Below are 25,744 nucleotides of genomic sequence, written 5' to 3' on the forward strand. Positions count from 1 at the left end.
ACCCGTGGTCGCCGCAGGCCCGGCCCCAGGCCCGATCCCGACGGACCCGAGGAGAAGCACGCATGAGTGATTCCAGCCTGCGCCTGGTGTGGGTCTACCCCGACCTGCTCAGCACCTACGGCGACCAGGGCAACGCGCTGGTGGTGGAGCGGCGGGCGCAGCAGCGCCGGGTGCCGGTCACCCGGGTCGACGTCCGCTCCGACCAGCCGATCCCGACCTCCGGCGACATCTACCTGATCGGCGGGGGTGAGGACCGCCCGCAGCGGCTGGCGGCCGAGCGGCTGCGCCGTGACGGCGGGCTGAACCGGGCGGTGGCCAACGGCGCGATCGTCTTCTCGGTGTGCGCGGGCTACCAGATCCTCGGCCACGAGTTCGTCAACGACCTGGGCCGGCCCGAGGCGGGCCTGGGACTGCTGGACGTGGTGAGCACGCGTGGCGAGGGCGAGCGCTGCGTCGGCGACGTGCTGGCGGACATCGACCCGCAGTTGGGGCTGCCGCCGCTGACCGGGTTCGAGAACCACCAGGGCGTCACGCACCTCGGCCCGGCCGCCCGCCCGTTCGCCCGCACCCGGGTCGGCCGCGGCAACGGCACCGGCGACGGCACCGAAGGGGCGTTCAACGACACGGTGTTCGGCACGTACATGCACGGCCCGGTGATGGCCCGCAACCCGCACATCGCCGATCTGCTGATCAAGCTGGCGCTGGACGTCAACGCGCTGCCGCCGGTCGACGACCAGTGGTACGACGCGCTCCGCGAGGAGCGGATCGCCGCGGCCGTGCAACCCGCCTGACCCGTACCGCGGGCGGTGCCGGAGCCGGCAGCGGTCCGGCACCGTCACGCTGTGCGGAGGTGACCTGCTGTTGGGGTAATCGTCAGGTGTCCGAAGTGCGGTCGCCGTGGAGGCGTGGACGGCGCGATCGGTAAGCTGGGCCCGATCCATCCGGACGACGGGGTCCGGCCGTCCGGTTGAGTTGCAGGAGTAGCGAGCGATGCGTATTGGTGTCCTGACCAGCGGCGGCGACTGCCCCGGGCTGAACGCCGTCATCCGGTCCGTGGTGCACCGCGCCGTGGTCGACCACGGTGACGAGGTCATCGGCTTCCACGACGGGTGGAAGGGCCTGCTCGAATGCGACTACCGCAAGCTCGACCTCGACGCCGTCAGCGGCATCCTGGCCCGCGGCGGCACCATCCTGGGCTCGTCCCGGGTGCAGCCGGCGCATCTGCGCGGCGGGGTGGAGCAGGCCCGCGGCCATGTCGCCGACCTCGGCCTGGACGCGATCATCCCGATAGGTGGTGAGGGCACCCTCAAGGCGGCCCGGCTGCTGTCGGACGCGGGCCTGCCGATCGTGGGCGTGCCGAAGACGATCGACAACGACATCTCCTCCACCGACGTCACCTTCGGCTTCGACACCGCCGTGACCGTCGCCACCGAGGCGCTGGACCGGCTGAAGACCACCGCGGAGTCGCACCAGCGGGTGCTGATCGTGGAGGTCATGGGCCGGCACACCGGGTGGATCGCGCTGCACTCGGGCATGGCGGCCGGCGCGCACGCGATCGTGGTGCCGGAGCGGCCGTTCGACGTGCAGGAGCTGACCGACGTGGTCGGCAAGCGGTTCGAGGCGGGCAAGAAGTTCGCGATCGTGGTGGTCTCCGAGGGCGCCAAGCCCCGCGAGGGCACGATGGACTTCACCTCCGGCGCGACCGACGTCTACGGACACGAGCGGTTCACCGGTGTGGCCAACCAGCTCTCGGTGGAGTTGGAGGAGCGGCTGGGCAAGGAGGCGCGCCCGGTGATCCTCGGCCACGTGCAGCGCGGTGGCACCCCCACGGCGTACGACCGGGTGCTCGCCACCCGCTTCGGCTGGCACGCGGTGGAAGCGGTGCACCACGGCCGGTTCGGCATGATGACGGCGCTGCGCGGCACCGACATCAACCTGGTGCCGCTGTCGGAGGCGGTCGAGCACCTCAAGACGGTGCCGGCCGAGCGGTACACCGAGGCCGAGTGCGTGCTGTGAGCCGTACGCCCCGCCTGTCCTCCTGAACACGCCGCGGCCGCCCGCCGCGACCCGCTGTTGACGCCCCCGGTCGGATCGACGACCGGGGGCGGTTCTAGTCTGGTGCGGGCACATCGGGTGAAGGAGTGACAGATGGATCACGGCGGTTCGGCCTTGCTGGCCATGCCGGGAATGCCGGGCATGGACGCGGACCTTCCGCCGTTCACGCTCGGCCGCGGGCTGGCCTTCGGCGGTGACCCGTTCTTCCTGGTGCTGTGCGTGGTGCTGCTCGCGCTGTACGGCTGGGGGGTGATCCGGCTGCGGGCGCGCGGCGACCGGTGGGCACCGAGCCGCACGATCTCCTTCGTGGTCGGCGTGCTGACCGTCGGCCTCACGATGTGCACCAAGCTCAACGACTACGGCATGGCGATGTTCAGCGTGCACATGGTGCAGCACATGGTGCTCAGCATGCTCTCGCCGATCCTGCTGCTGCTGGGCGCGCCGGTGACCCTGGCGCTGCGGGCGCTGCCGACCGCCGGGAACGGCCGCACCGGCCCGCGCGAGCTGCTGGTGAAGCTGCTGCACAGCCGCCTGATGCGGGTGGTCACCCACCCGGCGTTCACCATCCCGCTTTTCGTGGCGAGCCTGTACGGGCTGTACTTCACGCCGATCTTCGACAGCCTGATGCGCAGCCAGACCGGGCACATCGCGATGATGGTGCACTTCCTCGCGGTCGGCCTGGTGTTCTTCTGGCCGATCATGGGTGTCGACCCCGGGCCGCACCGGCCGGGCTATGTGATGCGGATGCTGGAGCTGTTCGCGGGGATGCCGTTCCACGCGTTCTTCGGGATCGCGCTGATGATGGCGAGCCAGCCGATGGTCACCACCTTCAAGCACCCGCCGGCCTCGCTGGGCGTGCACCCGCTCAGCGACCAGACCGCCGCTGGTGGTATCGCCTGGGCGTTCAGCGAGATCCCGTCGGTGGTCGTGCTGGTGGCCCTGCTGTTCCAGTGGTACACCTCCGAGAAACGGCAGGCGCGCCGCACCGACCGGGCCGCCGACCGCAACGGGGATGCGGAGCTCGTCGCGTACAACGCCTACCTGGCGTCACTGCAGGCGCGCAGTCGCGGTTGACCGAAGGGGGGCCCGTGGATGGGCGGACAGGTGCGGGTCTCGGAGGGGGCGCTCGAGCTGCCCGGCGGGGCCACCGTACGGTTCATGCGGACGCTGCGGCTGCCGGAGACCGGTACCCATCCACTGCCGCCGGGGCTCGGCGGCTTCCCGCTGAGGTGGGTCGCGGACTACCCGGATCAGGCGCCTGACCAGTGGCTCGGCCACGGCGGGGTGCTGCTGCCGGTCTTCCAGCGCGAGGCGGTGTGGCTGAGTTTCTCCGCGTCGGCGCCGGTCGCCCTCCAGGTGGGGGTGGGCCAGGTGTGCGCGGTGTCGGGGCGGCCGTGGAGCGACCAGCTGGCGCAGGACCCGCAGAACTACGTGGTGCTGCCGCGCCAGCCGTGGCTGGACGGGATCAACTCCGGGCGGGGCACGATCCGCCAGCTCGTCGCGGTGCCGCCGGAGCCGGGGACGGTCACAGCGCCCCGCGGACCCGCCTCGGAGGACTGGGTCGGCGTGCAGTTGCAGGTCTTCGAGCTACGGGCCCGGGTGCGGGCACGGTGGCAGGCCGCGCAGCGGGCGCGAGCGGTGCGCGGGCGCGATGTGGCGGGGTGGGGCGAGGTCGGCGGGGCGCGGCCGGGCCGGTTCGGGCCGGCGCCGGGGGTGCCGCTCGCGGCGGAGGCCGGGCCCGGCGAGCCGGCGGGGCCTGCCGTGACCGCGCCGGGCCTGGGCGCGGGCGGCCGGATGCGGCAGGAGGTCTACCGGGACCCTCGACCGCTGGACGACTGGGAACGCGAGCCCTCCGGCCGGGTGTTCGTACATCTGGCGACGGCGGCGCAATGGCGGCGGATCACCGGGGAGCCGGCGCCCGCCTCGCCGGTGGACCGGGCGGCCTACGCCTCGGCGGGACTGCCGTGGTTCGAGCACTACGACGCGGACGCGGCGGACATGGCGGCGCCCGACCCCGGGCGGACCGCTCGCCTCGGGGACGGGCAGGGGCAGGCGGCGGACCGGGAGCGGTAGCCGGCCGCCGCCATCCTCACGCCCCGCCGCACCGCCCACGGACCAGGGCACCCCTGACCCTCCCGGCTCGGCGTCCTCCCTCGGAGAGAGCCGCACCGGCACAGGGGCGCGGGGAACCGCGCGACCAGCCCACACGGACAGGTGGTCCCTGAACCGGCGGAACGGGCCACCCGGGCGGGTCAGGGGCCCTCCTTACCGCTCCCACGGCCACGTGGCGTCGCGGCCGCGGCTGAGCAGGTCGACCATCGTGAACAGCTTGTCCGAGAACCCCCCGATCTCGTACCGGTTCGGCGTCGCCGTGTCCAGCGCCGCGGGGGCGTACCCCGCGGTGTTCACGCCGAACACAGGCACCGCGGCGGGCACCGCCGTCGACACGGTCACGCCGCACGCGCCGGTGCCGGGATGGGCGAACGCCTGCATGTCCGAGAAGAGCACCACCCGGTCGTGCCGCCGGTACGCGGTCTTGAGCGCGGTGACCGTCTCGGTGCCGTGCCCGACCTCGCCGACCCGCGCGCAGAACTCGTCGGCCTGCCGCAGCACGCTGCCTCCGCGCCGCAGCCGGTGGCCGAACACGCCGGTGGCGAAACCGGCCAGGTCGACCTCGCAGCCCCGCGCGGCGAGCGCGACCGCGAACAGCGCGCCCACGTCCACGTGCCGGACCAGGCTGCGTTCCGCGACCGGCTGCCGCATCGACGCCGACGTGTCGACCAGCACCAGCGTGCGGCCGGGCAGCGCCGGCACGTTCGCGGTCGAGGCGAGCAGCGCCCGCTCCAGCGCCGGGCCCCACCGCAGCGACGGCGCGGTGCGGTACGCGGACAGGAAGCGGTACGGGAACTGCCGGGAGCGGCGCACCTGCACGGGGTCGGCGAGCCGCGCCGCGACCTGCTCGGCGACGTGGTCGGGCACGCCGGCCTCGTCGAGGTTGCGCAGGTTGCGGGTGAGCGCCATCAGCCCCATCCGCGGCAGGATCGCGGTCCAGGCGGCGGCGTCCATCGCGCCGAGCGAGGAGAGCTGCTCCCACGTCATCCCGGCCGCCCCCAGCCGCGCCGGGTCCGCGAGGAAGTACGCGCGCCGCTCGGCCACCGGCATCGCCATGGCCGCCCGGTAGGCGGTGAGCACCGGCAGCCGGTCCGTGACCCGGACGCTGTCGCGCTTCCAGCGCCGGTCGGCGAGGTAGTCGAACAGGTCGGCCTGCCAGGGGCCGGCCGGGCGCGGCTTGGCGAGCGCCACCACGTCGGCCATCCGCCAGGCCGCGGCCACCCCGTCGTACTTCAGGGCGGCCCGCTCGGTGTAGAGGCGGGCGACGGCGTCGGCGAGACCGCGCTGCACACCGCCGGGCAGGGTGACCTTGCCGGTGCGGGCCTTCCAGTACGCGAGGAACTCGGCGGGCTCGTCGGCGCGCAGCAGCGCGGAGTCGACCAAGGTCCGTACGGACACGGTCGGTTCGACGTCGGTGCCGGCCCGGCGGGCCAGCGCGGACTCGGCGGCGACCACGACGGCGGCCGAGCGCATGTTCAACTCCCGGCGCAGGTAGGGCACGAAGCGAGCCACCCAGTCGGGGTCGGTCCTGGTGGCGGCATGGACCAGCCGGCGGAAGCGGTCGTCGCGGTCGCCCGCGGACTCGTAGAAGCTGTCCTCGCCGACCATGTTGGCCGCAGCGAGGAGGAAGAGGTCGCTCTTGGCGTCCCGGGTGAAGCCGGCGCCGCCTTCGTGCGTGCGGGTGCGGCCGGTGGTGGCCACCGGGCCGGTGGGCGCGCGGCGGCGCGCGGCGAACTTGCTCATGGTGCGCGTCTCCTGACGTGATGTCATCGCATGGTGTCGTGATGTCGTGACGGTCCCCCGGCGCGACCGCGGCCGGGCAGCACGAAGCCGCCGAGGGCGGTGCGGGTGGGGGCGTACGACGGACCGGCGGGTGGACCCGGACGGGTGCCGCGAGTTCCTGTCGCACGGGCGTTCTGTGGTGCTCTACCACTGAGCTACCGGCCCTGGATGGTGGGCCGGGCGGGAGTCGAACCCGCGACCTCCCCGTTATGAGCGGAAGTATGCCCGTGCTGCGCTTCGCGGCGCTTTCCACTGTAGGCAGCCCAGCGGGCCGGCGCACCGCGATTTCCACGGCGCGCGACCGGGTGACGGCCTGGACGCCGGCGCGGATGCGGGGGCGGATGCCGGTTCCGATGCCGGGGCGATGCCGGGGCGGGCATCCGACCGGACGCCCGCCGGTGCGTCGCGTGCGGGCGCGAGCGGGTGCGGGCCGGTGCGGGCCGGTCCGGGCGGGTTGCGCCGAGGGCGAATCCGCGTACGGCGAAACGCCCTGGTCCGCCCGGGCCCGGCGGCCGTAGCGTCGCGGCATGACAGGAACTGCGTTCGTCCTCGGAGCATCAGGGCAGATCGGCCGGCAGGCGGTACAGGCGCTCGCCTCGGACGGCTGGCAGGTGACGGCGGCCTCGCGCGGCGGCGGCACCGACGCGGGGTGGCCGCCCGGTGTCCGCACGGTCCGGGTGGACCGCGCCGACACGGCCGCGCTGGCCGCCGCGCTGGGTGACGGTTGCGACGTGCTGCTGGACTGCGTCGCCTACGACGCGCACCACGCACGGCAGTTGCTCTCCCTCGCCGACCGGATCGGGTCGGCGGTGGTGATCTCCAGCGCCGCCGTGTACAAGGACGAGCAGGACCGCAGCTTCGACACCCAGGACGAGCCGGACGGCTCGCCGCGCTTTCCGGTGCCGCTGCCCGAGACGTGGACGACGGTCGACGCCGGTCCGGCGACGTACGGCACCCGCAAGGTGGAGCTGGAGCAGACGCTGCTCGCGGCCGGCGGCGAACTGCCCAGCACGCTGCTGCGGGCCGGCGCGATCCACGGCACCCACAGCCCGCTGCCGCGCGAACTGTACTTCGTGAAGCGGGCGTTGGACGGGCGCACGGTGCGGGTGCTGCCGTACGGGGGCAGCAGCCGCTTCCACCCGGTGCACGCGTCGAACATCACCGAGCTGGTCCGGCTGGCCGCGCGCACGCCCGGCTCCCGGGTGCTGAACGCGGGTGACCCGCGGGTGCCGACGGTCGCGGAGATCGGTGCCGCGATCGACGCGGTGCTGGGCCGTACCACCGAGACGGTGCTGGTCGACGGCCCGCCTCCGGCGCCGACCGTGGGCAACCACCCGTGGGGGCTGCCGCACCCGATGGTGCTGGACATGTCCGCCGCAGAACGGGAGTTGGGCTACCGCGCCGTCACCACGTACGAGGACTCGCTGCCGGAGACGGTGGCCTGGCTCGCCCGGGAGTTGGAGGAGCACGACTGGAAGGAGCGGTTCCCGCTGCCCGCACGGCTGTCGGACGAGGGCGACGAGTGGTTCGACTACGCGGCGGAGAACGCCTGGCTGGCGCAGCGGAGTTGAGCGCGTAGGTCAGCGGCGGGGATCGGTGGGGCGCGGTCGTGTGGTGCGGCGGCGAGGCTGTGCGGCGGGTGGGCCCTCCGCCTTGGCCGGTGGCCCGGGACACCCGGGGCACCGGCGGCCGCACGTTCAGGCGCTCACGGGTTCAGGCGCTCACGCGTCGCGGTCGCGGCCGCTGCCACGACCCCTCCGACCGTCCATGTGGCGGCCCATGTTCCCCATACGCTCCATATGGCGGCTCATGTGCTCCATCCGCGCCTCCATGTGCCGGGTCATGTGCTCCATGCGCTCCTCCACGTGACCGCCCATCTGGTGGCCGATCCACCAGGCCCACTTCGAGCCGCGCATCACCCGGACATGGCCGAACACCGAGCGCCCGGTGATCCGCACCACCGGACCGTCGTCCTCCTTGCCCTCGCGGCTCCCGACCTGGGACCGCTTCCCGAACAGCGCCGACCCGGTGTCGTAGACGTTGGCGTTGTCCGGGACCAGGATCTCGACCTTGCCGAAGAACGACCCGGCCTCGATCACCACCTCACGGCGGGTGAACATCGCCTGCCGCAGGTCGATCACGATCGCGCCGAAGCGGGCGCGGGCGACGGTGTACGGCGGCACGGGCCACGGCCCCGAGCGCCGCACCTTGGCGAACAGCGCCTCGATGGGCGCGCTGTCGCCGGGTTCGGTCGGGGACACGCCGGGCGTGAGGGCGGGCAGGTCCGCGGTGATCGGGACGAGTTCGCCGCGGGTGCGCGCGGCGTACACCGCCTCCAGCCGCTCGGCGTGCTCGCCGACGTCGATCCGGCCGGCGGCCAGCGCGTCGCCGAGCAGGGCGGCCGTGTGGTCCCGCTCGTCGTCCGAGACCCGCAGGTGCGCGTCGTCAGCCGCACCGTCCGACCCGTGCGACTGCCGTGGCGACCGTTCGGACACGAGGGACCTCCTGGGGGACGGAACGGAACACCACTCACGCTATATCGCGTCTTGCGAAGGGTGCAAGGCGGCGGCCCGCCGTATCGCGTGACGGCCGAAACGCTCGCCCCCCGCGTCCTCGCCCTGGTCCCGGGACACCCGATAACGGATCGCGCGGGAGCGGGCTTTGACCGTACCGTGCCGGGGCATGAGCGCACGACTGCGGAACATCGCCCACGAGAACGAACGGATCGTGACCGAGGGCGGTTACCCCGGGCCGGACGGCCGATGGGTGGACCTGGCCGAGCCGGTGGCGCGGGCCGCCGACGGCACCAGGATGTACGGGCCCGAGCCGGTCGAGGTGCCGGACACGGCGGCCCGCGGCACCGGCACAGGCACCGGCACCCGCTGCACGGTCACGTCGGAGGGCAGCACCCAGGCGACCCGGCGGCTGGTGGCCGAGGGCGGCGGCGCGGTCGCGGTGCTCAACTTCGCGTCCGCCCGCAACCCCGGCGGCGGCTACGTCAACGGCGCCCAGGCGCAGGAGGAGGCGCTGTGCCGCGCCTCCGCGCTGTACCACTGCCTGCTGCGCGCCCCGGAGTTCTACGCCCACCACCGCGAGGTCCGCGACACCTTCTACAGCGACCGGGTCATCCACTCCCCCGGTGTGCCGGTCTTCCGCGCCGACTCGGGCGCGCTGCTCGCCCGGCCGTACCTCGCGGGTTTCCTCACCTGCCCCGCGCCGAACGCGGGCGTGATCGCGCGTACGATGCCCGAGCGGGTGCGGGAGGTCGGGCCGGCGCTGGCGGCACGTGCCGAGCGGGTGCTGGAGGTGGCCGTCGCGAACGGCTACCGGCGTCTGGTGCTCGGGGCGTGGGGCTGCGGGGTGTTCCGGAACGACCCGGCCGTGGTCGCCGGTGCCTTCGCGGCGCTGCTCGGTCCGGGCGGGCGGTTCGCCGACTCCGTCGACGAGGCGGTCTTCGCCGTGCTGGACCGGCGCGAGGACTCCCCCACCCGGGCGGCGTTCACGGCCGAGTTCGCGTGACGACGCGCCCGCACCACCATCACGAGCACCACCACACCACGAGCACAGCGAGCGGGGACATGAGCGAGCAGGACACGCAGCGGCAGGATACCCACGAGGCGGGCGACGGGTCCGGGACCCTCGAAACCCACGAGACCTACGACCGGTTGATCGCGCTGCTGGACGAGCAGGGCGCGCAGTACCGCACCATCGACCACGAACCGGAGGGCGCCACCGAGGTGGTGAGCGCGCTGCGCGGCAACTCCCTTGCGCAGGCGGCGAAGTGCATCGTGGTGATGGTCAAGGTGGGCAAGAAGGTGACGCGTTATGTCCTCGCCGTGGTGCCGGGCGACCGGCGGGTGGACCTGGGCGCGGTGAAGGCGCTGCTGTCGGGCACGTACGTGTCGTTCGCGTCGCGGGACATCGCCGAGCGGCTGGCCGGGAGCGTGAGCGGCACCGTGCTGCCGTTCTCCTTCGACGAGAAGCTCGAACTGGTCGTCGATCCCGGGCTGTTGGTCCACGACGAGATCTACTTCAACGCGGCCCGGCTGGACTGCTCGCTGGCGCTGAGCACGAAGGACTACGTCCGGGTGGCCGCGCCGCGTACCGAGCCGATCGCGGGGGAGCCGGCGGCCGAGCAGCCCGCCGCGGGCTGACGGTCGCGACGCGCGGCGCGGCTACGGTCCGCCCGCGGTCGACCGGGGCTCGAGTGGCGTTCACGTGGCGCTGAACCGCCGCAGGTAGCCGTCGAGCAGGGTGCGCAGGTGCCGGCCGTCCGGGGCGATCGCGGTGACGAGCAGGGCGGGTCCGGCCAGCGCGGTGAGGGCGGCGCGGCCGTACTCCGCCGGCACATCGGCGAGTTCGGCCGCGTGGTCGCCCAGGTCCGGTGCCACCAGGAGGAGTTGGCCGACCGCGCGGTGGCCGCCGAGCACGGCGGGGCCGTCCCATCCGGGTGCGGTGCCCGGGCCGAAGGACAGTTCCTGGTCGAGCAGCGGGCGCCCTTCGTACTCGACGGTGAGGCGGGCGGCGAGGCGGCCGCTCGGCTCGTCGTGGCGGCCGAGGACCTGTTCCTCCCGCAGCACCAGCCGTGCGCCCGGGGCGAGTCGGGCCCGGGTGGTCATCGTCAGGTCGCTGCCGCGGGCGGCGATCAACGGCTCCGGCAGCCAGCGCAGTTCGGCGCCCGCGCCGACCGTGAGCCGTACGTCGTAGCGGGCCTGTTCGCCGCCCCGGCCGGGCAGCGACACGGTGGCCGCCGACGCGCCGACGGTCAGCCGCGCGCCCGCCGCCGCCTCGGCCTCGATCCGCAGCCGGTCGCCGCCGAGCGGAGCCGTCATCGCCCCCACCACGGTGACGTGGGCGCCGGTTCCCCCGGGCGGCCCGGTCCTGCGCAGCGCCAGCGGCCCGTCCCCGGCCAGCAGCGGCAGCACGGTGCCGCCGCGCCCGTCCGGCACCGCCCGCATCCGCGCGACGGCGGTCACTCCGCGCGCGGCCGTATCCGTGGTGCCTGCCGTGTCCGCCGGGGCTGCCGAATCCGCCGTGTCCGCCACCGCCGTCGGCGCCGCCGTCACGTACGGACCGCCGCCCACGCGGCCAGGCGCTCGCCGACCCACGCGGCGATCGGGTCCACGCCGCCGGGCTTCTTCACGGAGGTGAACACCACCGGCAGTTCCCCGCGTTGCGCCGCCGCGTCGGCCGCCATCCGGTCCAGGTCCGCGCCGACGTACGGGGCCAGGTCCGTCTTGTTCACCACCAGCAGGTCGGCGGTGGTCAACCCCGGACCGCCCTTCCTGGGGATGTCGTCGCCACCCGCCACGTCGATCACGAACACCTGCGCGTCCACCAGGCCGCGCGAGAAGGTCGCCGTCAGGTTGTCGCCGCCCGACTCCACCAGCACCAGATCCAGTGGGCCGACCGCCTCCTCCAACTCCTCGACCGCCTCAAGGTTCGCCGAGATGTCGTCCCTGATCGCGGTGTGCGGACACGCCCCCGTCTCCACCGCCACGATGCGCTCGGCGGGCAGCACCGCCTCCCGCACCAGGAACTCCGCGTCCTCCCGGGTGTAGATGTCGTTCGTCACCACCCCGATCGCCACGAAGTCGCGCAGTGCCCGGCACAACGCCGCCACGGTCGCCGTCTTCCCCGACCCCACCGGCCCTCCGAACCCCACCCGCAGCGCCCGCTCCCCCGCTCCCGCCTCCACCGACGCCGTATACCGCTCCGGAAACACCTCAGGATGATCCACGTGCATGCCGACCTCTCCTCCACTCGTCACCGGCCCGCCCCGAGAGGAACGAGCACCACCGCACACCCATCCGCCCCCGCGGTGCGGCGACGCGGGAGCGCGGGGAACCGCGCGACCAGCCACCCGCCGGCGAAAGGTCCGGGTACCCGCGGCACCGGGCAGCCCGGGCGGACCCGGCACCCCCACCGTCGCTCTCATGACGCGAAGAGCCGCACGGGCCACGTGACATGCGCCTCCGCGCCGAGGTCCAGGAGGGGCGAGGAAGCGGCGGGAAGGGCGCCGAGCCCCTCCCGCAAGGCTCGGCGGGCGGCCTCCTCCGCGGCGCCCGCCACCGCGTCCACCTCGTTCCCGAGCCGCCCCAGAACGCGTACCGCGTGAAACGGATCGAGCCCGAGCAACCGCACCGCGGCGAACGCGGGCGTGCTGACGCAGTCGTACGCGGCGGCCTGCGCGGCATCGGCCGGCCGCAGCCCCGCCGCCGCGGCGGCGAGCCCGAGCACGACCGGCTGGTGCGCGCCGCGCGGGCGCGCCGCGGCGAGTTCGTCCAGCGCGGGCGCGGGCCACACGGCCCGTACGGCCCGCAGGAGTTGGCGGCCCAGCCGCCGGGAGACCGCCCGCAGCGCCGCGGAGGGCGTCCGCGCGTCGGCCGCCTCGTCGAGGCCGAGCGGATCGGCCCCGGCGGTCGCCGCCGCGGCCAGTGCGGCGGCGACCAGTCCTGTGGTGTGCAACCGGCCCCTGCAGAAGTCCGCGAGCGTACCCGCGTCCCGTACCCTCCCCTCGGCCACGGCCGCCTCGACACCGCCCGAGTGGGCGTGGCCGCCGGCCGGGAAGCGGCCGTCGGCGAGCAGCAGCAGCGCGGCGCGCGCGCCGGGACCGTCAGCGCCGATCGGACCGTCAGAACGGTCGGGACCGTCACAGCCGCCGGTTGCGGATTCCGTCGCCATCATGCCTCAGAAGAGGAAGTACCGCTGGGCCATGGGAAGTTCGACGGCGGGCGCGGGTTCCACCGTCTCCCCGTCGATCCGCACCGTGAACGTGTCGGCGTCGACCTCGACCCGGGGCAGCGCGTCGTTCTCCCGGAGGTCGGCCTTGGTGACGGCGCGGGTGCCGCGGGTGGCGGTGAACGGCTTGGCCAGGCCGAGGCGTTCGGGCAGCGCGTCGTCGATGGCCGCCTGGGTGACGAAGTTGACGGAGTTCGCGGCGGGCGCGGCGCCGACGCCGCCGAACATCGGCCGGGGCAGCACGGGTTGCGGGGTGGGGATCGACGCGTTGGCGTCTCCCATCTGCGCGTAGGCGATCTGGCCGCCCTTGATGACCAGTTGCGGCTTGACCCCGAAGAACGCGGGCTGCCACAGCACCAGGTCGGCGAGCTTGCCCGCTTCCACCGAGCCGATCTCCGCGTCGAGGCCCTGGGCGATGGCGGGGTTGATCGTGTACTTGGCGACGTAGCGGCGCGCGCGGTGGTTGTCGGCGGGGCCGTCGCCGGGCAGGGCGCCGCGGCGGCGCTTCATCACGTGTGCGGTCTGCCAGGTGCGCGTCGCGATCTCGCCGATCCGGCCCATCGCCTGGGAGTCGGAGCTGATGATGCTGATGGCGCCGAGGTCGTGCAGCACGTCCTCGGCGGCGATCGTGGAGGGTCGGATGCGGGACTCGGCGAACGCGAGGTCCTCCGGGACGGCCGGGTTGAGGTGGTGGCAGACCATCAGCATGTCGAGGTGCTCCTCGACGGTGTTGACGGTGTGCGGGCGGGTCGGGTTGGTGGAGGACGGCAGCACGTGCGGCTGCGAGACGACGGTGATGATGTCGGGTGCGTGCCCGCCGCCCGCGCCCTCCGTGTGGTAGGCGTGCACGCCGCGTCCGGCGATCGCGGCGAGGGTGTCCTCGACGAACCCCGCTTCGTTCAACGTGTCGGTGTGGATGGCGAGTTGGGCGCCGCTGCGCTCGCACACGCGCAGGCACGCGTCGATCGCGGCCGGCGTCGCGCCCCAGTCCTCGTGGATCTTGAAGCCGACCGCGCCGTCCCGCAACTGCTGGTGCATGGCCGGCTGGTTGACGGTGTTGCCCTTGCCGAGCAGCCCGATGTTGACCGGGTACGCCTCCAGAGCGGCGAACATCCGGGCCAGGTGCCAGCCGCCGGGGGTGATGGTGGTCGCCTTGGTGCCCTCGGCCGGGCCGGTGCCGCCCCCGACGAGGGTGGTGACACCAGAGGCGAGTGCCTGGTCGATCAGGGTCGGCGAGATGAAGTGGACGTGCGCGTCGATGGTTCCGGCGGTCAGGATGGCGCCGTTGCCCGCGATGATCTCGGTGTCGGGGCCGATGACCAGGTCGGGGTGGACCCCGTCCATCGTCTCCGGGTTGCCCGCCTTGCCGAGCGCGGTGATCCGGCCGCCGCGGATGCCGACGTCCGCCTTGACCACGCCCCAGTGGTCCAGCACGACGGCGCCGGTGATCACGGTGTCGGGGGCGCCCTCGGCGCGGGTGGCACGGCCCTGGCCCATCGACTCGCGGATGACCTTGCCGCCGCCGAAGACCGCCTCGTCGCCCGCGGTGCCGGGGTGGTCGGAGGTGCCGGGCCCGCCCGCGAGGTCGCGTTCGACCTCGATCAGGAGGTCGGTGTCGGCGAGGCGGATACGGTCGCCGGCGGTGGGTCCGTAGAGGTCGGCGTATACGGCCCGGGACAGTTCAGGCACCGGCGGCTCCGCTCTGCTCGTCCAAGGGCCCGGCAGTCTCGCCGCGCAGTCCGGCCACGACGCGCTGCCCGGCGACGGGCACCAGCTCGACCTCGACCGGGATGCCCGGCTCGAACCGGACGGCGGTGCCCGCCGCGATGTTCAGCCGCAGGCCGCGAGCGGCGGCGCGGTCGAAGCGCAGCGCCGGGTTGGCCTCGGCGAAGTGGTAGTGGGAGCCGACCTGTACCGGCCGGTCGGCGGCGTTGAGCACGGTGAGCCGGGTGACCGGGCGGCCGACGTTGAGCGGCACGGCACCGGCAGCAGTCAGGATCTCTCCGGGGATCACGGGCACCGCCCCTCAGACGATCGGCTGGTGGACGGTGACGAGCTTGGTGCCGTCGGGGAAGGTGGCCTCGACCTGCACCTCGGGGATCATCTCGGCGATGCCGTCCATGACGTCCGCCCGGCTGAGCACGGTCCGCCCGGACGCCATCAGCTCGGCCACCCGCCGCCCGTCGCGGGCGCCTTCGAGGATGTGCGCGGTGATCAGCGCGACCGCCTCGGGGTGGTTGAGCCGCAGCCCGCGGGCGCGCCTGCGCTCGGCCACGTCGGCGGCCACATGGATCAGCAGCCGCTCCTGCTCATGGGGGGTCAACCGCACAGCCGCACCTCACAGTCTCCGGGCCCGTGAGGCTAGTTCGGCGCGGTTTCGAACGCGTTAACAGCTGTTACGGGCGGCGGTCGCCCGGCTGGGGGCCGCGGTGCTCGGCGGCGATGCCGAACCGGTGGCGTTCGCCCGTGGCGGACGCGCGGCCGCCCAGCGTGGAGACCGTACTGATCACCTGCTCCTCGGCCTGCTCGTCGAGTTCCCGCAGTCGTTGCAGGTCAGCGGCGGAGACCAGGCCGACCAGGGGCTTGCCGTGCCGGGTCAGCACCACCTGCTCGCCGCCGTAGACCACGCGGTTGATCAGTTCGGCGAGCTGCGCGCGGGCTTGTGTCACCGGGACGTCATGGGTCATGCTCCCCATCATAACGAGATGTACGTCCTGTACATTTTGACCTGACGGATTGATGCCGCGACCGATGTCCGCGCCGGTCTCCGCCCCCGCTCCCACCCCGGAACCGGCGGCCGAGCCGGCGGGCGCCGACGCGGCACCGACGGAGGTGTGCGATGACCGACCACCCGACGCCCGCGACCCCGAGCTTCATGACGCACCTGGCGTCCGCCTCTCCCCTGGCACCCACGGCCCGTTACGTGCTGCCCGAGTTCACCGAGCGCAGCAGCAACGGCGTCCGCACGATGGACCCGTACTCCAAGCTGCTCCAGGAGCGCATCGTCTTCCTGGGCACGCAGGTCGACGACACCTCGGCCAACGACGTGATGGCCCAACTCATCCATCTGGAGAGCGCCTCGCCCGACCAGGACATCAACCTCTACATCAACTCCCCCGGCGGCTCCTTTTCGTCGATGACCGCCATCTACGACACGATGCAGTTCGTCACCTGCGACGTGGCGACGGTCTGCATCGGGCAGGCCGCGTCGGCGGCCGCGGTGCTGCTGGCGGCGGGCGCACCGGGCAAGCGGATGATCACACCGGGGGCCCGCATCCTCATCCACCAGCCCTCGCTCGGCGACGTGGTGCGGGGCGACACCTCGGACCTGGAGATCCAGGCCAACGAAATGCTGCGCACCCGCGATCAGTTGGAGGCCCTGCTGGTGCGGCACACCGGTCAGCCGGCCGAGCGGGTCTCCGCCGACCTCGAACGCGACACGATCTTCGACGCGAATGCGGCGGTCGCGTACGGGCTGGCCGACGCGCTGACCACCAGCCGCAAGGGCGGCAACGGTTCGCGCGGCACCGGCCCGCGGTGAACCGGCGTGGCGCCCGAACTCCCGCCGCTGCCCGCCCTCACGCGCTCCGAGGGCGAACTCATCGACTGCTACCTGGAACTGGTCGACCTGCTCGGCCGGATCAACCCCTCCCGCACCACTGACACCTACTCGGCGCTCCGGGCCGCGCAGGCACTCGTCAGCCGGGCGTTGGCGATGCGGGACGCGCTCACGGTGATGCACCTGCGCGGCGAGACGGACCTGCACCACGCCACCCTCGGCCGCGCCCTGCGGGTACTGGACGGGGAGCGGCGGGCCGCGCGGGTCGCGGTGGCGCCCGAGCCGGCGGCGGACCCGGGTGGCAGCGGCGGCCCGTCGGCGTAGACCGCGGCAGCACGCCGTCAGCGGCGCGTGGTCGGGCCGCACCGTCGGCGGCGCCACGGAGGAGGCAGCACCGCGGAGGCGCGGTCGGGCCGCACCGCGGAGGCGCGGTCGCGCGCACCCGGCCGAACCCGCCCGCCGTCACCGCGTGTCACCGTTTTCCGCGACACGACCGCCGGTCTCATCAGCCCATTGGCGTATCGGAAGTTCTCGTGGCAAACGGGTGCGCGATTGCGCGTGTCGGCTGGACTGCGACTTCGCCGGTACCGGTCGGCGCAGTTCAGGGGGTACGGCGGGGGTACGTGAGCGGCTCGCGGGGGCGGCGGTTCACCCGGCTGGATGCAATGTGATGAAGGTCACATCGCGCGTTTCTGTCCCGGCGCCGCCCCGTCGTGTGCGTAACCATCCGTGGTGACGACAAGCCCCCGCCGCCGTGGCGGGGCGGTCCGTGCGGATGCCCAGTCCTGCCGACGCGCGGATGCCAGGTCGACACGAGTGCAACGGCAGGAGCGGAGGACCCAGCACGACGGGTCGCTCCGGCGCCCACCGGTCTCCGGCGGGCGCCGGAGCACCCTTGGGGTGAAGCCGCTTGCATGCGGCCGGGCATCTTCGCCAGCCCGAACCCGACAGGTCATCCTTCGCAGGCTGATGACGAAGGGTCGCGCATGTGCACGCCCAACCGCATCTGCTTTCGGCCGGCCACTTCCCGGCTCTCGCGGCTCGGAGCCGCCTCTCTGCTCACCGCAGCGGCCGTCGCCGTCCCGATCCTGCTGCCGGGCAACGCCCAGCGGGCCGACGCCGCCACCATGGCCGCCAGGGCGTTGAGCATCGCCGCGTCGAAGAAGGGCTCGCCCTACCAGTGGGGGGCCACCGGGCCGTACCGCTTCGACTGCTCGGGGCTGACGCTGTACTCGTTCAAGCAGGCGGGCGAGCAACTGCCGCGCACCGCCGCCGCCCAGTACAACCGCACCACGCACATCTCGGCGGGTTCCCGCCGGGCGGGCGACCTGGTCTTCTTCCACAGCGGCTCGTCCGGCGCCTCGGTCTACCACGTGGGGATCTACGCGGGCGACGGCAACATCTGGCACGCGCCGAAGACCGGCAGCACGGTCCGGCTCGAACACATCTGGACCAGCGGCGTCTGGTACGGACGGGTGAACTGACGCCGCCCGGCGGCCGGGCACTCGACCGCACGCGCACCGCGCCCCCGACGGTCGACGCGGGCCGGGCCCCGGGCACCCTCCACGGCGGCGCGAGGCTCCGTCCGAGCCCAGGTCCGCGCTCAGGTCCGCGCCCGGGCCCGAACCACGCGCCCGCCCCTGCCCGCCGCGCCCCTACGGCTCCACCCGCTGACGCCTCGTCACATCGCCGTGGCCCGGCCCCACCCGCGGGACACCCGCCAGGCCGCCGTCGCTCCCCCGGCCACGGCCACGGCGAGGAGGGCCGCAATGCCGGTGAGGGTACGGCCGGTGTCGCCGACGGCGGCGTGCCGCGGGCAGTCGGCCCCCCAGTAGCCCGGCGAGGCGGGGCCGGACGCGCGGACCCACCCGGGCAGGGTGCCCGGACCGCTCTGAGCGCCTTCCCCGTCACCCGTGCCCGGCGTGATCCGCGTGCTCGGCGTCATCGGCGTCGGGGGCGCCGCCCATCATGCGGAGCATCCCGGCGCCGCCGGTCCGGAAGAAGCGCACCAGGAGGGCGGCGGCCAGGACGAGGAAGGCGATGTTGAGGAAGGAGGTGTAGTTCCATCTGACGCCCTGCATGGGGATCCTCGCGTCGGCCTGGTCGGGGATCAGGCCGAGGCCGCCGAAGAGGAGTTCGACGACGTATCCCGCGACGGCCATGGCGAGGTAGAAGGTGCCGAGGATGAACAGGGCCATGCGTGCGCCGTAGTACTTCCGGTAGATGTTCAGGATCGGCAGGATCAGCAGGTCGGCGAAGATGAACGCGACCACCCCGCCGAAGCTGATGCCGCCCTTCCACAGCACCACCGCCAACGGCACGTTGCCGATGGAGCAGACGAACGACGCGACCGCGACGAGCGGCCCGATCAGCGGTCCCCACAGCTTGGACGCCAGCGGGTGGCCGGAGAAGAAGAAGGCCCGCCAGAAGGAGTCCGGCACCCAGGCCGCGATCGCGCCGGCGATGAGCAGCCCCACGACCAGGTCGCGCAGGATCGCCGCCCATTCCATGACGAACACGTGGGCGGTGGCGGTGACGCCCTCGCGGGACAGCAGCCGGCGGGCGAACGAGCCCTCCGTCCGTACGGACATGTCCATCGCGGCGTGGCCCTCCATCGACCCGGCCACGCCGCGCTCGGCCTGCTCGCGGGCCTGGCGCAGCAGCCGGTCGCGCAGGAACAGCCGGAACAGCACGGCGAGCAGGATGATCATGACGGGGCCGCCGATGAACTCGGCCAGCGTGAACTGCCAGCCCATCAGCAGCGCGAGGATCACGCCGAGTTCGACGACGAGGTTGGTGGAGGCGATCTCGAAGGCCATCGCGGCGGTGAAGTCGGCGCCCTTGCGGAACAGCGAGCGCGCCAGCGCCACCGCCGCGTAGGAGCAGGACGAGGAGGCGACTCCCAGGCCGGTGGCGACGGCGAGGGTGCGGGGGCGGTCGTCGCCGAGCAGCGCGACCACCGTGGACTTGCGGATGATCGCCTGGACGACGGCGGACAGGGCGAAGCCCAGGATCAGTGCCCAGGTGATCTCCCACGTCATGGAGCCCGTGATGGACAGCGCGTGCAGTACGGCGTGCATGGACGAAACCTTCCCTGCCGGGTGCTCCTTGGAGGGCGGGCCGGTGCGAGGTCGCGGGGCGGCCCGGAGGCGCGGGTGGGGGCCGCCACCCGGGCGGCCCCCACCGGTTCAGCCGACGTCGAGCGTCAGTGCGGCGGTGTGCAGGGTGCCGGCGGTCCGGAACTGCAGGAAGAGCCGCCAGTCGCCGGCCGAGGGAAGTTCCGCGTGGAAGGAGAGCTGCGGCCCGCCGTGGTCACCGTCCACCCGCGCGGTCGGGTGCAGGTGCGCGAACGCGCCGTCGCCCTGGTGGAAGGCGGTCAGGTGGGCGTACGAGTCCAGATACGGCTGTAGGTCGGTGACGGGCTTGCCCGCCTTGGTGATCGTGACGGTGAGCGGATGCTCCATCCCGGCCATCAACCCGCCTGCGACGGCGACGGTGTAGCCGTCCACCCGTACCGACGGCGCGGGCGCGGGGAGCGCCGCCATGGTGGCCGGCCCCGGCACGGCGACAGTGCGGGACAGGACGAACGCCGTGCCCTTGCCCGGGCCGCTGCCGGGCGTGAAGGACGCGAACATCCGCCAGGCGCCGGGCTTCAACTCGGCCAGGTCCGCGGTCCACGTCCCGTCGGCCGCCATGACCGGATGGAGGTGCTGGAAGCCCGTCAGGTCCGAGCGGACGGCGTAGAAGTGCAGGCGCTTGGTCTGGTCGACCGCGAAGTCGGTGACCGGCCTGCCGTCCGGCCCGGTGACCGTGAACCGGTAGGCGCCCGGCCGGCCCGCCGGGAGCGTCCTGGTCGCGCTGGTCAGCTGGTAGCCGTCCATGGCGGCGGACAGGCCGTCGCCGCCGGCCATGTGGTCCATGCCGGGCATGGTCGGGCCGTCGTGGGCGGAACCGACGGACGAGGGCGTCGCGGCAGCCGTGGACGGGGCCGTCGATCCGGCCGGGGCCGAGGCGGCGTCGCCGGAGGAGCCGCACCCGGCGAGCGCCAGCGCGAGTACGGCGGCCGCGCCGGCCGCGAAGAGCGCGCGGTGGTGTGCGAAGGGACGGAGGAAGGAGGACATCGGGAGGTTCTTTCCGGAGGGGCGCGCCACGACGGGCGCGCGGAGCGAGCAGGACGCGTCGCCGGAACCGGCACAACCGCCGTTCCGGCACGGCCTGCTCAGGTCCGCGCGACGCCCACCCGAAGCAGCAGGTCGCGCCCGCCCGTCGGCGGCCCGCGCCGCCACCTGCGGCCGACCGGTGCGGCACGACCGACCAACACCGGTACGGCGGCCACCGTGCCAACGGCCGCGGACGCGTTCACCGGCAGCGGGCCGCGCGCGCGGGCAGGGGTGGACACGCACTTCTCCCCGTGTGCCGCGACCGGCGCCGCCGCCCGCGCGCCGTGGTCGACGGCACCGCCGGAGCGCGGCGCCGTCGCGGCTCCGCGAACCGCCATCGGCCCGCCATCATCCGCGGGCATGGCGGCGGGCGACGTCACGTCACCGTGGCACCCTTCGGCGGCGGTTGACGGGGCGCCGTGCATGAGGAACAGGCCGGCCAGAATGGCGCAGGCCAGCAGGAGCCGGGCGATACCCCGCCGACCGGCCACCCCCACGCCTGCCATCACCAGTTCCCTTCCCGCTCGACGTCCTGCGCCACGCAGCCGCCGGACCAACCGGCCGCCACGCCGCGGCCACCCCGACCGTATACCCACGCGGGGTATACGGCGCGGGCGCCCCGGTCAGTTCGCCGGGAGGAGCTCCGGGCCCTGGGGCTCGGGGGCCGGGACGAGACGCCAGGGGGTGTAGAAGGGGTTGCGCACGCAGCCGGAGAGGACCTCGCTCTTGGTCGCCTTGTCCACCGGGCAGGCACCGACGACGAAGCGGCGGTCGATGCCGCCGGCGAAGGCCACTTCGTGCTGGTCGGCCCACTTGTGGGTGTCGCCGATCGTGGCGTTGACGTCGATCCCGCCGGGTGCGTCGATGTAGTAGTTGTACGCGGACTTCCACTGCTTGTAGAGGTCGTGGTCGTAGCTGGTGCTGACGTACGGCGACGGCTGGTTGACCTCGACGTAGGCGGCCAGGTCGTACTGCCCGTCCTGCGGGGCCTTCGGCTGGAAGCCCTCGTGGAAGACCACGGCCGGCGCCCGCCCGTCCGCGCGGTACAGCTCGCCGCAGGTGCGGCGGTAGCTCGGCGGGTCGGGGACGATGCGGTGGACGTCGACGCTGCGGTCGGCGGCGGCGAAGAGCGGGTCGTGGACGACGGGGCAGAAGTCCGCGGCGGCCGCGGGCGCTTCGGGAGCCCGGGTCGGAGCCGCCGTCGCCGCACCGGAGGACGTCTGGGTGGCGAGAACGGCGGTGAGGGTCAGCGCGCCTGCCGCGGCGAGCGACCGGACTCGGTTCATGATCATGGACGTAGCGTGCCGGTCACGGAAGCCGGGACCGATGAACGTCACCCGATCGTAGGCGCGTCCGCACGTCGGCGAACCCGTACCGGTGCTGTTTCAGAACGGAGTTGACGTGAAGTCAGCGCGGCATTGACGCCCCGGCGCCTCGCCGCGCGGGAGCGGTCCCCCGCCGGGGACCTGCCAGGGACCTGCCGGGGACCTGCCGGGGACCGCTCCCCCGCCGGGGGCGAGAATGCGGGGATGGCCCGCCCCACCGAACTCGCCCGCCTGCTCGCCGATGTCGCGCGCGGCGCCTTCCCGCCGCCCGACGGCACCGTCGCGTTCGTGCCGCAGCCGTCGCCCCGGGATGCCGGGGTGATCGCGTTCACCGCGCACAGCGTGGTGTTCGCGGACGTGGACGCCGGGCCGGACGACCGGGAGGACCCCGGGGTTGCCCTGCGGGACCTGCTGCCGGCCGGTGACCTGTCCGCGCCGCTCAACCCGCCGTTCCTGAGCGCGCTCACGGCCCGCACCGGCCGCCAGGTCAACAACATCGACGTCCTCGCCGTGGCGGGTCCGCTGCCGGGTCCGCCGCCCGGCCCCGCGCTCGTGGAGACCCACGACCGCTCGCACCCCCGGATCGTGCGCGCGCTGCGGCACCGTGACGGCGTGCGCGCCTGGACCGTCCCCGGCGCGACGCTGCTGCTGGGCCGCGGTGTGGCCGGCCGATGGGAGGCGGCCGTGGAGGTCGAACCCCGGGCCCGCGGCAGGGGTCTCGGGCGGTCGCTGGCCGTGGCCGCGCGCCATCTGGTGCCGGACGGCGCCCCGGTGTGGGCGCAGATCGCCCCGGGCAACGCGGCGAGCCTGCGCGCCTTCCTGGCCGCGGGTTTCACCCCGGTCGGCGCCGAGGCTCTGCTGCTGCCGGCCCCGGACCCGCTGCCGCCGGACCCGTACCCGTACCCGTACCTGCAGGCCCCGCCGGCCGCAGACCGGAACGGCGCGTGAGGCGCGCGCCGACGGCCCGGGGCGGCTGGTCAGAGCACGGGGATCGCCCAGGGGATCATGATCCAGACCGTCTTGCCGCCGTCGCAGGTCGGGATGATCCGCAACGTGCCGCCGGACTCGGCCACGAGGTGGCGGACGATCGCCATGCCGCGCCCGTTGTCCTGCTGGACGGCGCCGGGCAGGCGCTGCGGCCAGCGCGGGTGCGAATCGGTGACGCCGATGTGCAAGTGCTCGCTGTGCTCCAAACGGATGTCCACGGTGAAGTTGGGTGACAGGCCGGAGGTGTGCAGCACCGCGTTGGTGGCGAGTTCGGAGACGACCAGACGTACGGAGTCCAGGGTCGGCGCGTCGGGCGGCAGCCCCCACTCGGCGAGCCGTGCGCACACGTAGGCCCGCGCCGCGGACACCGCTACGGGGTCACTCGGCAGGGTGACGGATGCTTCCTGAAGGTCAGCCATGGTGACGCTGTTCCCTTTCTCGCCGGGTCCGGACGCCGGCGCGCACGGAGGAGTCCGTACGTGCCGGGTCCGGATGCGGCTGATTCGCGCCAGAGTGTCATCCATCGTGCCGCCATTAGGACCGGAGAGCGCGCTATGCATATATCTGTCGCTCAAAACGGTGAACTCTGCTACGTGAGAACGCATTTGGTCGGCACACTGTCGTATCGCAGTGTTCGCGACGGACGACGACTGCACCACTTCAGCCCAGGAGGCGCGAAACATCATGGAACGAGTCCCGGCCGTACGCCGGCGCCGGCTCGGCGAGGAGCTGCGCCGGCTGCGCGATCTGGCCGGACTGACCAGCGGGGAAGCGGCCCGGCTGGCCGGCTGGCACCAGTCGAAGGTCAGCCGGATCGAGACCGGCCGCAGCAGCGTGCGCCCCGAGGACGTGGATGTGCTGCTGAGCGTGTACGCGGTACGCGACGGCGACCTGCGCGACCTGCTGGCGACGCTCGCCGGCCGCGGCTACCAGCGCGGCTGGTGGCACGACTTCCGCGACGTGCTGCCGCCGGAGTACCGCGACTTCATCACCCTGGAGACGGGTGCCAGCCGGGCCCGCTCGATGGAGAACAGCGTGGTGCCCGGACTGCTCCAGACCCCGGCGTACGCCCGCGCGCTGACCCGCGACGTGATGCCCCAGCTCACCGAGCGCGAGGTGGACGCGCTCGTTGACGTCCGGATAGCCAGGCAGGCGGTCCTGCGCCAGGACCGGCCGCTGGAGCTGTGGGCGGTGCTCGACGAGTCGGTGCTGCGGCGGTGGGTGGGCGGCCCGGAGGTGATGGCCGAGCAACTGCTGCGGCTGCGCGAGGCGATGGAGCTGCCCCAGGTGCGTCTGCAAGTGCTCCCGTTCGCGGCCGGCGGACACCAAGGAGTGACGAATTCTTTCGTCATCTTCTCATTTCCGCGCATTGCCGATCTCGACGTGGTGGTTGTCGACCATTTGACGAGTAGTCTCTACGTCGATCGGAAAGAGGACATCGCGGCGTACGGAGCAGCGTTCGCCCGATTGAGTGGCCGCGCTCTTCACCGGGAGGAGTCGGCTGAAATGATCAACAGCATTCGTAAGGAGGTTTCATGACAACGCTGCCCCGTTTTATTTCCTCCAGCGAGACGCTCGGCGGCGCTAGTTGGCGGCGCAGCAGTCACAGCACCGCGGCGAACAACTGCGTGGAGGCCGCCAGGCTCCCCTCGGGTCTGACCGCGGTCCGTGACTCCAAGGACGTACGCGGGCCCGCGCTGCTCTTCGCCCCGCAGGCGTGGAGCGACTTCGTCCGGGATCTGGCCGACGGCGGGCCGCTCAGCGCGGTGGAGCGGCCCGGGCGATGACGTCGACCGCGCGGTGGACCTGAGGGCCGGTCAGGTCGCACCGCGCGGTCAGCCGCAGCCGGGAGACCCCGTCCGGCACGGACGGCGGGCGGAAGCAGCCGACCGCCAGGCCCTCCTCCCGGCAGCGCGCGGCCCAGGCGAGGGCGTCGTCGGGCGAGGGTGCGCGCACGGACACCACGCACGCGTCGGGCGCGGTGGCGTCCAGGTCGCGCCCGGTCAGCAACCGGTGGAAGTCCCGGGCCACCTGGCGGGCGCGGGCGGCCCGGTCCGGCTCGCGTCGCAGCAGCCGCAGCGCGGCCAGCGCGGCGCCCGCGGCGGCGGGGGCCAGTCCGGTGTCGAAGATGAAGGTGCGGGCCGCGTTGACGAGGTGCTCGATCACGGCGGCCGGCCCGAGCACCACCCCGCCCTGGGCACCGAAGGACTTCGAGAGGGTGGCGGTGCACACCACGTCGGGCGCTCCAGCCAGCCCGGCGGCGTGGGCGCTGCCCCGGCCGCCGTCACCCATGACGCCCAGGCCGTGCGCGTCGTCGAGCAGCAGCGCCGCGCCGTACGCGCGGCAGGCGGCGGCCAGTTCGGGCAGCGGCGCCGCGTCGCCGTCGACGGAGAAGACCGCGTCGCTGACGACGAAAGCGTTCCCGCCCGCGCCGTCGGCGGGCGGCTCGCCGCTGTCGCGTGCGCCGAGCGCCTTGCGGACCGCTTCGGGGTCGGCGTGGCGGACCACCTCGGTCCTGGCCTTGGACAGCCGGCAGCCGTCGATCAGGGAGGCGTGGTTGGCCGCGTCGGAGACCAGCAGGGTGCCGGGGCCGGTGAGCGCGGTGATGGCGGCGAGGTTGGCGGCGTAGCCGGAGGCGAAGACCAGGGCGGCCTCGAACCCGGTGAACGCGGCGAGCTCCGCCTCGAGTTCGGCGTGCAGCGCGGTGCTGCCGGTGACCAGCCGGGAGCCGGTGGAGCCGGCGCCCCAGCGCAGGCAGGCGTCGGCGCCGGCCCGGACCACCTCCGGGTGCCGGGTCAGGCCGAGGTAGTCGTTGCCCGCCAGGTCCAGCAGCGGCGAGTCGGCCGCCCGGGGCCGCAGTTCGCGGCGCAGGCCGGCGGCCCGCCGCACCCGGTCCTGGGCGGTGAGCCATCCGAAGGGGCCGTCGGCGCGTCCGTGCTGCTGAGAAGTGCTGTCCACGCCAGCAACGTACTGGGTGAGCGGCCCGATACCGGGTGTGGTGATGCACACATACCCGGCCGCTG

The 25,744-nt window shown here is 73.7% G+C and carries 27 protein-coding genes and 1 riboswitch; of the genes, 13 read left to right on the forward strand and 14 right to left on the reverse strand.

Translation table 11 applies throughout. The annotated features are described in order from the left end of the window. Window positions 1-62: 62 nt before the first annotated feature. The 4 genes from ACIPAE_RS08195 (at window position 63) to ACIPAE_RS08210 (ending at window position 4,128) form a co-directional block, all read left to right on the forward strand. Window positions 63-791 carry a glutamine amidotransferase gene (locus tag ACIPAE_RS08195; protein WP_329373079.1) on the forward strand — a complete coding sequence of 243 codons (729 nt, stop codon included), beginning with the start codon at window positions 63-65 and terminating at the stop codon, window positions 789-791. Between the two features lie 199 nt (window positions 792-990). Beyond that, complete coding sequence (locus ACIPAE_RS08200; RefSeq protein WP_328459880.1) at window positions 991-2,016, forward strand: 6-phosphofructokinase; 1,026 nt, start codon at window positions 991-993, stop codon at window positions 2,014-2,016. A 132-nt stretch (window positions 2,017-2,148) separates the two neighbouring features. Beyond that, window positions 2,149-3,129, forward strand: coding sequence for a cytochrome c oxidase assembly protein (locus tag ACIPAE_RS08205; protein ID WP_402443710.1), 981 nt, complete (start codon window positions 2,149-2,151; stop codon window positions 3,127-3,129). A gap of 18 nt (window positions 3,130-3,147) precedes the next feature. Further along, window positions 3,148-4,128: a hypothetical protein gene (locus ACIPAE_RS08210; protein ID WP_402443712.1), complete on the forward strand. Its 981-nt coding sequence runs from the start codon at window positions 3,148-3,150 to the stop codon at window positions 4,126-4,128. Between the two features lie 192 nt (window positions 4,129-4,320). Here the strand turns inward: ACIPAE_RS08210 and ACIPAE_RS08215 are convergent, their stop codons facing one another. Further along, complete coding sequence (locus tag ACIPAE_RS08215; protein ID WP_402443714.1) at window positions 4,321-5,910, reverse strand: TROVE domain-containing protein; 1,590 nt, start codon at window positions 5,908-5,910, stop codon at window positions 4,321-4,323. A gap of 566 nt (window positions 5,911-6,476) precedes the next feature. On the opposite strand from ACIPAE_RS08215, the gene ACIPAE_RS08220 reads away from it, so the two are divergent. Next, on the forward strand, window positions 6,477-7,520 hold the full coding sequence (locus tag ACIPAE_RS08220) for an NAD-dependent epimerase/dehydratase family protein (protein ID WP_402443716.1): 1,044 nt from the start codon (window positions 6,477-6,479) through the stop codon (window positions 7,518-7,520). 150 nt (window positions 7,521-7,670) lie between these two features. Here the strand turns inward: ACIPAE_RS08220 and ACIPAE_RS08225 are convergent, their stop codons facing one another. Next, entirely contained in the window at window positions 7,671-8,444 is a 774-nt protein-coding gene (locus tag ACIPAE_RS08225) for a DUF1707 domain-containing protein (protein WP_329373068.1), read from the reverse strand. Window positions 8,445-8,631: 187 nt separating this feature from the next. Here ACIPAE_RS08225 and ACIPAE_RS08230 point away from each other — a divergent pair, with 187 nt between their 5' ends. Continuing rightward, window positions 8,632-9,468: a TIGR02452 family protein gene (locus tag ACIPAE_RS08230; protein ID WP_402443718.1), complete on the forward strand. Its 837-nt coding sequence runs from the start codon at window positions 8,632-8,634 to the stop codon at window positions 9,466-9,468. A 59-nt stretch (window positions 9,469-9,527) separates the two neighbouring features. After that, on the forward strand, window positions 9,528-10,103 hold the full coding sequence (locus tag ACIPAE_RS08235) for a YbaK/EbsC family protein (RefSeq protein ID WP_402443720.1): 576 nt from the start codon (window positions 9,528-9,530) through the stop codon (window positions 10,101-10,103). 60 nt (window positions 10,104-10,163) lie between these two features. Here the strand turns inward: ACIPAE_RS08235 and ACIPAE_RS08240 are convergent, their stop codons facing one another. The 7 genes from ACIPAE_RS08240 to ACIPAE_RS08270 all read right to left on the reverse strand — a co-directional run bounded on the left by ACIPAE_RS08240 (window position 10,164) and on the right by ACIPAE_RS08270 (window position 15,377). Then, a complete protein-coding gene (locus tag ACIPAE_RS08240; protein WP_402443954.1) occupies window positions 10,164-10,907 on the reverse strand; it encodes an urease accessory protein UreD in 744 nt (247 codons plus the stop codon). Between the two features lie 104 nt (window positions 10,908-11,011). After that, window positions 11,012-11,695 (reverse strand): urease accessory protein UreG, encoded by a 684-nt coding sequence (gene ureG, locus ACIPAE_RS08245; RefSeq protein WP_402443722.1) that lies wholly within the window; start codon window positions 11,693-11,695, stop codon window positions 11,012-11,014. Between the two features lie 188 nt (window positions 11,696-11,883). After that, window positions 11,884-12,633 carry an urease accessory protein UreF gene (locus ACIPAE_RS08250; protein ID WP_402443957.1) on the reverse strand — a complete coding sequence of 250 codons (750 nt, stop codon included), beginning with the start codon at window positions 12,631-12,633 and terminating at the stop codon, window positions 11,884-11,886. Window positions 12,634-12,639: 6 nt separating this feature from the next. Then, on the reverse strand, window positions 12,640-14,379 hold the full coding sequence (locus ACIPAE_RS08255) for an urease subunit alpha (RefSeq protein ID WP_329373058.1): 1,740 nt from the start codon (window positions 14,377-14,379) through the stop codon (window positions 12,640-12,642). Then, complete coding sequence (locus ACIPAE_RS08260; RefSeq protein ID WP_329373056.1) at window positions 14,372-14,704, reverse strand: urease subunit beta; 333 nt, start codon at window positions 14,702-14,704, stop codon at window positions 14,372-14,374. The genes ACIPAE_RS08255 and ACIPAE_RS08260 overlap by 8 nt, the downstream gene beginning before the upstream one ends. A gap of 12 nt (window positions 14,705-14,716) precedes the next feature. Continuing rightward, a complete protein-coding gene (locus ACIPAE_RS08265; protein ID WP_329373055.1) occupies window positions 14,717-15,019 on the reverse strand; it encodes an urease subunit gamma in 303 nt (100 codons plus the stop codon). Between the two features lie 67 nt (window positions 15,020-15,086). Then, window positions 15,087-15,377: a type II toxin-antitoxin system Phd/YefM family antitoxin gene (locus ACIPAE_RS08270; RefSeq protein ID WP_329373053.1), complete on the reverse strand. Its 291-nt coding sequence runs from the start codon at window positions 15,375-15,377 to the stop codon at window positions 15,087-15,089. Between the two features lie 188 nt (window positions 15,378-15,565). Between ACIPAE_RS08270 and ACIPAE_RS08275 the strand changes: the two genes are divergently transcribed. From ACIPAE_RS08275 to ACIPAE_RS08285, 3 genes are all read left to right on the forward strand, one after another. Continuing rightward, complete coding sequence (locus ACIPAE_RS08275; RefSeq protein ID WP_329374560.1) at window positions 15,566-16,231, forward strand: ATP-dependent Clp protease proteolytic subunit; 666 nt, start codon at window positions 15,566-15,568, stop codon at window positions 16,229-16,231. Between the two features lie 6 nt (window positions 16,232-16,237). Beyond that, window positions 16,238-16,573, forward strand: a complete 336-nt coding sequence (locus ACIPAE_RS08280; RefSeq protein WP_328459909.1) for a hypothetical protein — start codon at window positions 16,238-16,240, stop codon at window positions 16,571-16,573. Window positions 16,574-17,049: 476 nt separating this feature from the next. Further along, a riboswitch (cyclic di-AMP (ydaO/yuaA leader) is annotated at window positions 17,050-17,232 on the forward strand. A gap of 3 nt (window positions 17,233-17,235) precedes the next feature. Next, the gene (locus ACIPAE_RS08285) at window positions 17,236-17,733 is read left to right on the forward strand and encodes an NlpC/P60 family protein (protein WP_329373049.1); all 498 of its coding nucleotides are present in this window, start codon (window positions 17,236-17,238) and stop codon (window positions 17,731-17,733) included. 423 nt (window positions 17,734-18,156) lie between these two features. On the opposite strand, the gene ACIPAE_RS08290 is transcribed toward ACIPAE_RS08285, so the two are convergent. The 3 genes from ACIPAE_RS08290 to ACIPAE_RS08300 all read right to left on the reverse strand — a co-directional run bounded on the left by ACIPAE_RS08290 (window position 18,157) and on the right by ACIPAE_RS08300 (window position 21,701). After that, a complete protein-coding gene (locus ACIPAE_RS08290; RefSeq protein WP_402443726.1) occupies window positions 18,157-19,329 on the reverse strand; it encodes a permease in 1,173 nt (390 codons plus the stop codon). 108 nt (window positions 19,330-19,437) lie between these two features. Continuing rightward, a complete protein-coding gene (locus ACIPAE_RS08295; RefSeq protein ID WP_402443728.1) occupies window positions 19,438-20,370 on the reverse strand; it encodes a hypothetical protein in 933 nt (310 codons plus the stop codon). A gap of 662 nt (window positions 20,371-21,032) precedes the next feature. Continuing rightward, complete coding sequence (locus ACIPAE_RS08300; RefSeq protein ID WP_402443730.1) at window positions 21,033-21,701, reverse strand: ADP-ribosyltransferase; 669 nt, start codon at window positions 21,699-21,701, stop codon at window positions 21,033-21,035. Between the two features lie 237 nt (window positions 21,702-21,938). On the opposite strand from ACIPAE_RS08300, the gene ACIPAE_RS08305 reads away from it, so the two are divergent. Further along, on the forward strand, window positions 21,939-22,682 hold the full coding sequence (locus tag ACIPAE_RS08305; protein ID WP_402443732.1) for a GNAT family N-acetyltransferase: 744 nt from the start codon (window positions 21,939-21,941) through the stop codon (window positions 22,680-22,682). 29 nt (window positions 22,683-22,711) lie between these two features. Here the strand turns inward: ACIPAE_RS08305 and ACIPAE_RS08310 are convergent, their stop codons facing one another. Then, window positions 22,712-23,140: an ATP-binding protein gene (locus ACIPAE_RS08310; RefSeq protein WP_329373036.1), complete on the reverse strand. Its 429-nt coding sequence runs from the start codon at window positions 23,138-23,140 to the stop codon at window positions 22,712-22,714. Window positions 23,141-23,405: 265 nt separating this feature from the next. On the opposite strand from ACIPAE_RS08310, the gene ACIPAE_RS08315 reads away from it, so the two are divergent. Then, window positions 23,406-24,260 carry a helix-turn-helix domain-containing protein gene (locus ACIPAE_RS08315; protein WP_402443734.1) on the forward strand — a complete coding sequence of 285 codons (855 nt, stop codon included), beginning with the start codon at window positions 23,406-23,408 and terminating at the stop codon, window positions 24,258-24,260. Then, a complete protein-coding gene (locus tag ACIPAE_RS08320; RefSeq protein WP_328459929.1) occupies window positions 24,257-24,508 on the forward strand; it encodes a DUF397 domain-containing protein in 252 nt (83 codons plus the stop codon). The genes ACIPAE_RS08315 and ACIPAE_RS08320 overlap by 4 nt, the downstream gene beginning before the upstream one ends. Here ACIPAE_RS08320 and ACIPAE_RS08325 read toward each other — a convergent pair. Beyond that, window positions 24,480-25,679: an 8-amino-7-oxononanoate synthase gene (locus ACIPAE_RS08325; RefSeq protein ID WP_329373031.1), complete on the reverse strand. Its 1,200-nt coding sequence runs from the start codon at window positions 25,677-25,679 to the stop codon at window positions 24,480-24,482. The genes ACIPAE_RS08320 and ACIPAE_RS08325 overlap by 29 nt on opposite strands. Window positions 25,680-25,744: the final 65 nt, after the last annotated feature.

The sequence above is a fragment of the Streptomyces sp. NPDC087270 genome, from assembly GCF_044744625.1.
Taxonomy (GTDB): domain Bacteria; phylum Actinomycetota; class Actinomycetes; order Streptomycetales; family Streptomycetaceae; genus Actinacidiphila.